This window comes from Mycobacterium sp. 1465703.0 (assembly GCF_001672975.1).
GTDB lineage: Bacteria > Actinomycetota > Actinomycetes > Mycobacteriales > Mycobacteriaceae > Mycobacterium.
Genome location: NZ_LZKU01000292.1, coordinates 1 through 9,076 on the forward strand (window position 1 = coordinate 1; position 9,076 = coordinate 9,076).

Sequence of the window (9,076 nt, forward strand, 5' to 3'; positions counted from 1 at the left end):
GGTCACCACCACCGTCCGGTTACAGCCGTGCTGCAGCGCCCCGGACACGACCTGCTGGACCGCGGCAACGCCGACGGCCTTCGCCAGCCTCTTGCATTGGACCGCCATCCGGACGCCGTCTTTGCTGGCGATCAGATCCACGCCGTAGTCCCCGGTGCCGCCCGTCGGCGTGACGCTGTAGCCCGCGACGCGCAGCTGCGCGGCAACGAATTCCTCGAACTCGGTCCCCGACATCCGGTCGATGGCCCGCAGCCCGGACCTCGCGTACTTGAGGTCGCGGCGTCGCTGCGCGTCGGCCCGATAGCGGTCCTGTTGCACCGAGAGCCACCACAGAATCACCACCGCGACGGCCAGCCCACCGAGTCCGGCCAGGCATCCCATCGGCAGGCTGCCGGTGGCCCGCTGCGTGAAATACCAAGGGAGCGCTAAGCCCAGCACGAGGAGCGACCCCAGTACTCTTTCCATGACTCCTCAACGTGCCGTTCGCGCTGACGCCGACTTGTCCGATGAACCTAGTGGACACCTACGACAATCCAGCGCAGGCGCGAAGTCGCGCTACGACACGCGGGCGGCTGACCCTGAAGAAGCTAGGCGCAGTCGGCGCACACCGGAAGGCCCGAGCTCGAGGCACGCATCCGGCTGCGGTGCTGCACCAGAAAGCAGCTCGAGCAGGTGAACTCGTCGGCCCGCTGGGGAACCACCGTCACCGACAGCTCTTCCCCGGACAGGTCGGCGCCCGGTAGCTCGAAGAAGGCCACATCGTTGGGGTCCTCGTCGACCACCGCGGTGACAGACCCTTGCAGGGTAGGCGCCAGCTCCCGAAGCGAGGACTTGTCCTGGGTGTCGGCGTCGGATACACGGCGTGCGTCGTAGTCAGTGGTGGTCGCCATTGGTGTTCCTTCCAGCTATGGAACGGGTTGACGCACTTTCCTGTACTCCCCCGTGGCGCAGTCAGTACCCCGTTCGGGGGTGTGCCACACCGATCCGGGCGAAAAAAGTCCCACCGCAAAACTTCGCGGCGCCAATGGGTCATTCCCGGGAACTGCGCGACGGGCGAGCCGCGGGAGTCAGCTGCCGGGCGGTGGCGCGGGCTGGTCGGAATATGTGGCGTGCCAGCGCACTTCGGCGTCGCGAACCTTGCGGTGGGTGCGCAGCAGCCAGGCCGCGCTCAGCGCGCCCAGTGCTGCGGCGACGATCAGGGCGATGGCGCCGCCGACCAGATGTCCGGCGGCGACGGCGAATAGGCCCACGGTCACAGCGACGACGGCGGCGGCCGAACCGGCGAGGCCCGGGACATTGGCGCCATTCTTGATCGCTTCGCCAGCGTGCTGACGAGTGGTACGGACATTGTTGACCGGGGTGTTCTTGCGGTAATCCAACGTCATTCCTCGTCGAAAATCGTCGAAAATCATTGTGCACCAAACGCATTCGCATGGCGTATGGTTGCCGTCAATTGACGGGCGCAGCAGCGCCGCCCGCACTTGCGGATCGTCACCGGTGGGTACCCGTCGATCGGGTGTCCAAACGAAACCCGAGGGGCTGTGTCAGCGCGGCCCGGCATGGGTATGCCGCGCACATGACTTTACGACCGCGCTCGAGCACACATGCCGACACGGACGCCGGGAGCCCGCGCTGACAGCGCGTGGCGGCGCGCCCGCCGTCCTCTTCGACGTCGACGGAACCCTGGTCGATTCCAACTACCTGCACGTCCACGCCTGGCAGCGAGCGTTCGAGGCGGAGGGCATCGTGGTGGCGTCCTGGCAAATCCATCGCAGCATCGGCATGGACGGATCCACATTGGTGCGAACGCTCTCCGATGACGCGCCGGCCGACGTGCAAGAGCGGCTCAGCGACCGGCATAGCGGCTACTACCGGGAGATCACCCCGCTGCTGCAACCCCTACCAGGGGCCCGCGACCTGTTGCACCGGGTCGCCGACCTGGGCTTACAGGTCGTGCTGGCCAGTTCGGCGCCCGAGGACGAGTTGGAGATCCTGCGCAAGGTGCTCGACTGCGACGACGTCATCTCCGAGACCACCTCGTCACGCGATGTCGACACCGCCAAACCCGAACCCGGCATCGTGCGCGTGGCGCTGGATCGTGCCGGGGTAGATGCCGAGCACGCCGTGTTCGTCGGGGATGCCGTGTGGGACGCCCGCGCCGCAACCCGGGCAGGATTGCCGTGCATCGGCATGCTGAGCGGCGGCATAGCCCGCGCGGAACTGCAGGAGGCGGGCGCCGAACCCGTCTTCGCTGATCCACAGGACCTGCTCGAGCACCTGGGGTCCACCAGAATCGCGGCGCTCGCGCCCACCCACTGACCGCGCGCTGGCGTCAGCCGGAGCGCGTCCGCAGCATCAGCGGCAGCACCCACCAAAAGAAGGTGAACAGCGGCGTCACGCATGCTCCGGCTATCAGGCCCACATTTCGCCCCGCCACCGCGCCGAAGATGATCGTGGTCAGGCCGATCACCGCCAGGCCGAGCAAGCCGAGCCCGGCGTAGGCGCACCGATGCGCGGCCGACACAAGCACTTGGAGCCGGTGACGCCGGAAAAGCATCCGGTGCATGGCGACCGGGGCGATCAGCAAGACCGTGGCGCACACCGCGAAAAGGACCGTGGCGAGATAGATGATGCGCATAGGCGGCCCCAACACGTCGAAGCGCTGTTGGAACGGCAATGTCAACAAGAAGCCGGTCAGCAGCTGCACCCCGGTCTGGACCACCCGCAGCTCCTGTAACAGGCTATTCCAATTGCGGTCCAGCCGTTGCATTTCGGTTTCGCCACGCTCACGGCGATCCCAGCGCTGGTCGTCTTGCGGATGGTCGACGTCCATAGCCGTGATCATCGCACCTCGGCCGGGCGTGGACACCGTTTCGCCCTGGCCGGCTTCGAAATAAGGTTTGCCCTTTTCAATTTTTCGGGCAAATTGCGGCCACGAACGGCGTTCTCGGGAAAAACACGGATTAAGTCCCGAAATCGATGCAATGCATAATCAGAGTCGCCGCATTTGCGCCAAACATGTTGTTAGCCAACTACACCTGGATTCGGTGGTCCGAAACCACGGGATGGGTACGGCGCGGCGGTGCGGACCCGTGCCGCGCGGGGGTGCGACGCTAGCCGTTGAGTTTGCCGTCCCGTACCGCGGTCAGCGCGTCGTCGAGCGTCGGGTACAGCGGGAAGGTTTTGTCCAGACCAGTGAGGTGAATCGGTCTGCGGGTGGCCGGACCGCGCGCGACCACGCCGAACCCGGTTTCCTTGTCCAGTTTCTCGTAAGTCGCCGCCAGGATCTTCAGTCCCACCGAACCGAGAAACTCCACCGCAGAGAGATCGATGACCAGCGCCTTGGGGGTGTCGGCGACGACCGCACCGATGGCTTGTTCCAGGGCGGGCGCCGTGACCAAATCGATTTCGCCGCTGACACTGACCACGGACACCCCGTCGTGGTCCTCAACCAACGTGGTAATCGAATCAGGAGCTGACAATGGCAATCCTTTGTCCTGGGCCGTGGCGTGTTCAACCCTAGCCTGCGTTACGAACTGCGAGAAGAATATGCCCTCAACACGTGCCCCGCGACAACCCAGGCTAGTCTCGCAAAAGTAACTGCAGACCGCAGGGCGCGACGTGGCACTCGGGAGGCCAGATGTCAGATTCGCCGTCGGATTTCAACAGTACCGGCATCGCAGCGCAGACCGTCGGGATCTCCAGTGAGGGGCTTCTTCCCCAGCTAGTCCAGCACCTGCGGCAGAATCGGACCATTCTGCGCGAGGAGTGGGCGCGCCGCATCACCGAGGCCGAACTGCTCACCGCGATGACCCCGGAGGAGATCTTCTCCGAGGCAACGACTGTGTATGACAGTTACGTCGAGGTGCTCGAGACCGGTAGCGTCGAAGCGCTGCAGGATTACGCGCGCGACCTGTCCGAACGCATCATTCCCCGAGGCGTGGAAACCGACGAGGTCGTCGGCATCGTCCTGCTGCTGCGTGACGTTCTGGCCCGGTCGCTGTTCGAGAAGTACCAGACCGACTTCGAGATGCTCAACCGCGTCCTCGACGCCTACGAACCCGCGGCCAACCGCATCGCCAACACCGTGGCCGTCAGCTTCGTGCAGGAACGCGAGCGCATCATCCGGCAGCAGCAGGAGGCCATCCGCGAGCTGTCGACGCCGGTGCTGCAGGTGCGCGAGCAGCTGCTGATTCTGCCGATCATCGGCGTGCTGGACAGCCAGCGCGCCCGCCAGGTCACCGAGCAGTTGCTGCGGGCCATCCGCGCGAACCGCGCCAAAGTGGTGGTCATCGATATCACCGGTGTGCCGACCATCGACTCGACGGTGGCCAACCACCTGGTGCAGACAGTCGACGCGTCGGGATTGATGGGCGCCAGCGTGATCATCACCGGCCTGTCCTCCGAGATCGCGCTGACGCTGGTGACGATCGGGCTGGACCTGTCGAAGATGAACGCGGTCGGCGACCTGCAGGGTGGCATCGAGGAAGCCGAGCGGCTGCTGGGCTACGAGGTCACGCGCACCGGCGAGCAGACTGGATAATCACAATCGACGCGAGCACCCCATGCCAGTACCGATCCTGAAACAGGGCTCGATCCTCATTGCGTCGGTGCAGGCCGCCCTCACCGACTCCGACGCCGAACGCCTGCGCTACGACCTGATGGAACGGGTCAGCCAGTTCCGCGCCCAGGGCATCATCGTCGACGTCACCGCCATCGATGTGATGGATTCGTTCGCCGCCCGTTCGCTGCGGACGATCGCGCACATGACCAGGCTGCGCGGCGCGGACACGGTGATCGTCGGATTGCAGCCGGAGGTGGCCTTCGCAATGGTCCAGCTTGGTCTGGCGTTCGACGACATGAACACCGCACTGGATCTTGAAGAGGGCCTCGCGCTGCTGAATCGTCAACTGACACAGCGGAAACCGACGATCGGGCTCGACGGTGGAGGCTGATATAGTCGTTGCGATCAATAACTCCGACGACATCGTCGAAGCCCGCAAAGCCGGCCATCAACTCGCACTTGATTTAGGGTTCTCCCTCACCGACGTCACGATGATCGCGACGGCGATCTCGGAAATCGCACGGAATATCACCAGCTACGCCGGCCGCGGTGCGGTTCGGGTGACAGTCGCCGACCGGGAGGGGCGTAAGGCCCTGGTGGTGCGCGCCGAAGATCAGGGTCCCGGCATCGCCGACATCGCCCGGGCGATGGAAGACGGTTACACGACCGGGCGGGGGCTGGGGATGGGCTTGCCGGGTGCCCGCCGCTTGATGGACAGGTTGTTCGTCGACTCCACCCTCGGCCAGGGAACCATCATCGAAATGTGGAAGTGGGTCCCTCCCCGTGCGTGAAAACGGTCGCTTCGGACCTATCGAGTGGGCAAGGGCGGGCCGGCCCATGCCCAGCGAGTACACGTCCGGTGATCGGGGCATCGCAATCGATATCGACGGTGCGGCCGCGCTGTTCGGGTTGGTGGACGGCCTGGGTCACGGACCGTCCGCCGCCGAAGCCGCACTGCGCGCTGTCGATACGATCACGCGTGCCGGTTCCGAGCGTGTCGAAGTCTTGATCCAGCTCTGTCATCGTGTGCTGGTCGGCACCAGAGGTGTCGCAATGACGTTGGTGCGGATAGATTTCGCCGCCAATACGTTGACGTGGACCGGTGTCGGCAATGTCACCGCCCATCTGGTGAGCAAAGCACCGACCGGTGTCGACGTTCGTTCCAGCGCACGCCTTACCGCAGGGATCGTCGGCTACCGCATCCCGGAAATCAAGCCGGCGCAAGTAGTTCCGATTCGGCCCGGCGACCTGATCGTGATGAGCACCGACGGAATTACCGAAGACTTCCTGGACCACATCGACTTCTCGGCCTCCGCTGTTGCTATCGCCGATGGGCTCCTCGGGAAGGACGCGAAAGAAACCGACGATGCGATGGTGCTCGCGGCGCGGCACAGGGGCGTGACGATGTGACCGCCCACGACAACTTTCACGACCAGTACGCCGCCGCGTTGCGCGCCTATCTGGACTCACACGACGAGGCGAGCTTGTCGGTCGGCCATGAGCTCGGGCGCAGAGCCCTGCAGGAACAAATCAGCTTGCTCGAAATCATCGAGCAGCACGTACGCCTGGTCTTCGAGATTTCGAAGGACGTGCGCATCGACGCACCGATCGCACTGGAGTTCCTGCTGCAGTTGCTGGTTCCCCTTGACGTCGCAACCCGCGGCTTCATCGACGGAAACAGGCGCTACGCCGAACAGCGGGCCCGCGCCGAGGGCCTGGCCGACCGCGACAAATTCCGCACCGCACTGGTGAATTCGCTGCAAGAAGGGTTCTTCGTCGCCGACCACGAGGGCTCCGTGATCGAAATGAACGATGCCTTCATCGAGATCCTCGGGTACCCCAATGAGGGTCTACCCTACAAGTGGCCGCATCCCTGGCTGGTCGACAAGAACACCGCGGCCGAACAGATGAAGCTGGTGCTGAGGCACGGTAGCGCCGACTACGAAACTCCGATTCGCCATGCCGATGGCCACCTCGCATGGGTGAAGGTAAGCATCAACGCGGTCAAGGAAACCGGCAGCGAGCTAGACGCCTTCGTCGGAACGATCCGTGACATCACCGCCGAGCGTGCCTTTGCCGCGCGGGAAAGTGCGGTGCTGCGTCTGGCCACCGCTGTGGCGGTGGCCAAGAGCGTGGACGAACTGCTGTCGATCACGCTCGACGAGTGTAGCGCGGCAATCGACGTGCAACGGGTGATCGCGGTCTCGTGGCCCAACGGCGACGGCGATCCGACGGTCCAAGCGGCGGGTCAACCCGCGGCCTCGTCGTGGCGCGAGCTGGAGCCCTGGCTGCGTCATACCTTCCAAGAGGCGCGTCACCAATTGCCGCTGACGGCGAAAACCATTGAGGGACCAAATAATCCAGGTAAAGCGCAGGGTCTGGTCGCGGCGCTCTCCGGCAGCGGCGACCTGACGTTGTGGCTGGAGCTGCGCACACCGCGCTGGATCAGCGGGGAGGATCGACTGCTGGTCACCGTGCTGATCGGCCACCTCAGCCTGGCCATGCAGCACGTGCGCCAGTTCGAGAGTGCGCGGGAGACGTCACTGACGTTGCAGCGCGCCATGCTGCCACCGGTTGAGCCGCCACCGGGCTTCGCGGTTCGCTACGAGCCCGCCGTACTGCCGTTGGAGATCGGCGGCGACTGGTACGACGTGCTACCGATCGGTGGACACCGCATCGGCATCGTCGTCGGCGACTGCGTGGGTCGCGGCCTGCCTGCAGCAGCAGTCATGGGACAGCTGCGAAGCTCTGCCCGGGCGCTGCTGATCAACGGTGCCGAACCCGCGGTGCTGCTGGAGCAACTCGACTCGGCGGCATCGCTCATCCCGAATGCGTATTGCACGACGGTCTTTCTGGCGATTCTGGACACCGAGACCGGTGTTCTGCAGTACAGCAATGCCGGACACATGCCGGCCCTGCTGGCCTGGCCCGAACCCGGCAGGACGACACTGCTGGCCGACGCCGCATCGGTGCCGCTCGCGGTGCGCCGCAATGAACAGCGCCCGCAAACCACCCAGCTGCTGCCGCCCGGCTCGACACTCATGCTGTTCACCGATGGGCTCGTCGAACGCAAACACGAGTCGATCGACGAGGGAATCGCCCGCGCCGCAAACGTTCTGGCGCAGACCATGACGGCGCCGTTGGACACCATCGCCGATATGGTGCTTCACGAGCTGGCTCCGGAAGCGGGGTATGACGACGACGTCGCGATGGTCATCTACCGGCACCACCAGACGCCGCTGCGGATCGAAACCGACGCCGCACCAGAACAATTGGCGCTCATTCGGCATCGGCTCACCGGCTGGTTGCGCGCCGCCGGCATAACGGGTGAGTTGGCCGCCGATATCGTGCTGGTGGTCAACGAGGCCTGCACCAACTGCGTCGAACACGCGTACCGCGGATTCGCCGCCGGAGCCATGCTGCTCGACATAAGCCTCACCGACGAGGCGGTGCGCACCCGGATCGTCGATTACGGATCGTGGAAGACGCCGGCCAGCAGCCCTGACGGCGGCGGACGCGGTCTGCCGCTGATGCGGATGCTCAGCGACTCGATGGACCTCGACACGACCGCCAGCGGCACCACCGCCGACATCACCTTTCGCCTGCCGGACAGGGCCGAATGATGCGGATGACCGGCTGTTCGCAGCCACTGCCGCACCGTTTGCCCATACCATATAGCGGGTAGACACCGGCGTGACCCACGCATCGACCATGACCTCACCCGCCCTGCCTGCGGCACACGGGCCACTGTCAACAGCGGTGCATTGCGCGCTGGCAGGGCCGCCATCAGGTGACCACTTGGCGCGCATCGGCGCATCCGTACGTGACTCCGACCCCTACGGCCTGGATCTGCAGCTGGCCCTGTCCATGTGCTATGAGCTGCATTACCGCGGTCTGGCCGGCGTCGACCCCGCATGGGAGTGGAACCCCGCGTTGCTGGGGCTGCGCGCCGAATTGGAACGCGTGTTCTTGGCCGGCGTGCGCCGTGATGTCGGCCCCATCGATGCCGACCAGACGGCGGCGGCCGAGATGGAAGCGATCACGGTCGAGCCGGTCGACGGCACCGGCCCGTCCTACTACCTGCGCGATGCCGGGACGTGGCAACAGATGTGCGAATACTTCGTGCACCGCTCGCTGTATCACCTCAAAGAGGCCGATCCGCATGCGTTTGCCATCCCGCGCCTGACGGGAGTGGCCAAAGCGGCTTTTGTGGCAGTCGAATTCGACGAATACGGCGCCGGACAGGGCGCGCGGCTGCACCAGCAGCTGTTCGCCGATCTGCTGTCGGCAGCCGGCCTGGACGCGACGTATTGGGGCTATGTGGACGCGGTGCCCGCCGAGTCCCTGGCGGTGAGGTGATCTCCGTCGACGCGAAGTGGCCGATGGCCGCGCCGCGCATCGAGCGGTGCAGTCCGAACAGCGACATGAGATTGACCACCGCCAGGGACTCGGCGGGCACCGCGTCCACATAGCCCCAATACGTCGCGTCCAGGCCGGCTGCCGACATGAATC

At 65.2% G+C, this 9,076-nt stretch carries 11 protein-coding genes and 2 pseudogenes; 7 read left to right on the forward strand and 6 right to left on the reverse strand.

Annotated features, from left to right (window positions below; translation table 11 throughout):
- From A5625_RS27450 to A5625_RS27460, 3 genes are all read right to left on the reverse strand, one after another.
- Positions 1-465: restriction endonuclease (locus A5625_RS27450; RefSeq protein WP_067001979.1), on the reverse strand; the 465-nt coding region annotated here is incomplete at its 3' end.
- A 122-nt stretch (positions 466-587) separates the two neighbouring features.
- Complete coding sequence (locus A5625_RS27455) at positions 588-890, reverse strand: DUF4193 domain-containing protein (RefSeq protein ID WP_067001958.1); 303 nt, start codon at positions 888-890, stop codon at positions 588-590.
- 177 nt (positions 891-1,067) lie between these two features.
- A complete protein-coding gene (locus tag A5625_RS27460; protein WP_067001960.1) occupies positions 1,068-1,385 on the reverse strand; it encodes a hypothetical protein in 318 nt (105 codons plus the stop codon).
- A gap of 247 nt (positions 1,386-1,632) precedes the next feature.
- Here A5625_RS27460 and A5625_RS27465 point away from each other — a divergent pair, with 247 nt between their 5' ends.
- Entirely contained in the window at positions 1,633-2,319 is a 687-nt protein-coding gene (locus tag A5625_RS27465) for an HAD family hydrolase (protein WP_067001982.1), read from the forward strand.
- A gap of 13 nt (positions 2,320-2,332) precedes the next feature.
- Here A5625_RS27465 and A5625_RS27470 read toward each other — a convergent pair whose 3' ends face one another.
- Together A5625_RS27470 and A5625_RS27475 are read right to left on the reverse strand one after the other, a co-directional pair.
- Positions 2,333-2,833, reverse strand: a complete 501-nt coding sequence (locus tag A5625_RS27470; protein ID WP_067001962.1) for a DUF6328 family protein — start codon at positions 2,831-2,833, stop codon at positions 2,333-2,335.
- A gap of 280 nt (positions 2,834-3,113) precedes the next feature.
- On the reverse strand, positions 3,114-3,482 hold the full coding sequence (locus tag A5625_RS27475; protein WP_232003846.1) for an STAS domain-containing protein: 369 nt from the start codon (positions 3,480-3,482) through the stop codon (positions 3,114-3,116).
- 158 nt (positions 3,483-3,640) lie between these two features.
- On the opposite strand from A5625_RS27475, the gene A5625_RS27480 reads away from it, so the two are divergent.
- The 6 genes and pseudogenes from A5625_RS27480 to A5625_RS27505 all read left to right on the forward strand — a co-directional run.
- Positions 3,641-4,543, forward strand: a complete 903-nt coding sequence (locus tag A5625_RS27480; RefSeq protein WP_067001967.1) for an STAS domain-containing protein — start codon at positions 3,641-3,643, stop codon at positions 4,541-4,543.
- Positions 4,544-4,565: 22 nt separating this feature from the next.
- Positions 4,566-4,955, forward strand: coding sequence for an STAS domain-containing protein (locus A5625_RS27485; RefSeq protein WP_067001968.1), 390 nt, complete (start codon positions 4,566-4,568; stop codon positions 4,953-4,955).
- A complete protein-coding gene (locus A5625_RS27490; protein ID WP_067001970.1) occupies positions 4,945-5,355 on the forward strand; it encodes an anti-sigma regulatory factor in 411 nt (136 codons plus the stop codon). The genes A5625_RS27485 and A5625_RS27490 overlap by 11 nt, the downstream gene beginning before the upstream one ends.
- Positions 5,356-5,401: 46 nt before the next feature.
- On the forward strand, positions 5,402-5,974 hold the full coding sequence (locus A5625_RS27495; RefSeq protein WP_082984582.1) for a SpoIIE family protein phosphatase: 573 nt from the start codon (positions 5,402-5,404) through the stop codon (positions 5,972-5,974).
- Positions 5,971-8,187 carry a SpoIIE family protein phosphatase gene (locus A5625_RS27500; RefSeq protein WP_067001976.1) on the forward strand — a complete coding sequence of 739 codons (2,217 nt, stop codon included), beginning with the start codon at positions 5,971-5,973 and terminating at the stop codon, positions 8,185-8,187. Before A5625_RS27495 ends, A5625_RS27500 begins: the two co-directional genes overlap by 4 nt.
- A gap of 88 nt (positions 8,188-8,275) precedes the next feature.
- Positions 8,276-8,917: pseudogene (locus A5625_RS27505) on the forward strand (iron-containing redox enzyme family protein); the annotation flags it as partial.
- Positions 8,918-8,954: 37 nt separating this feature from the next.
- On the opposite strand, the pseudogene A5625_RS28780 reads toward A5625_RS27505, so the two are convergent.
- A pseudogene (locus tag A5625_RS28780) lies at positions 8,955-9,071 on the reverse strand (iron-containing redox enzyme family protein); the annotation flags it as partial.
- Positions 9,072-9,076: the final 5 nt, after the last annotated feature.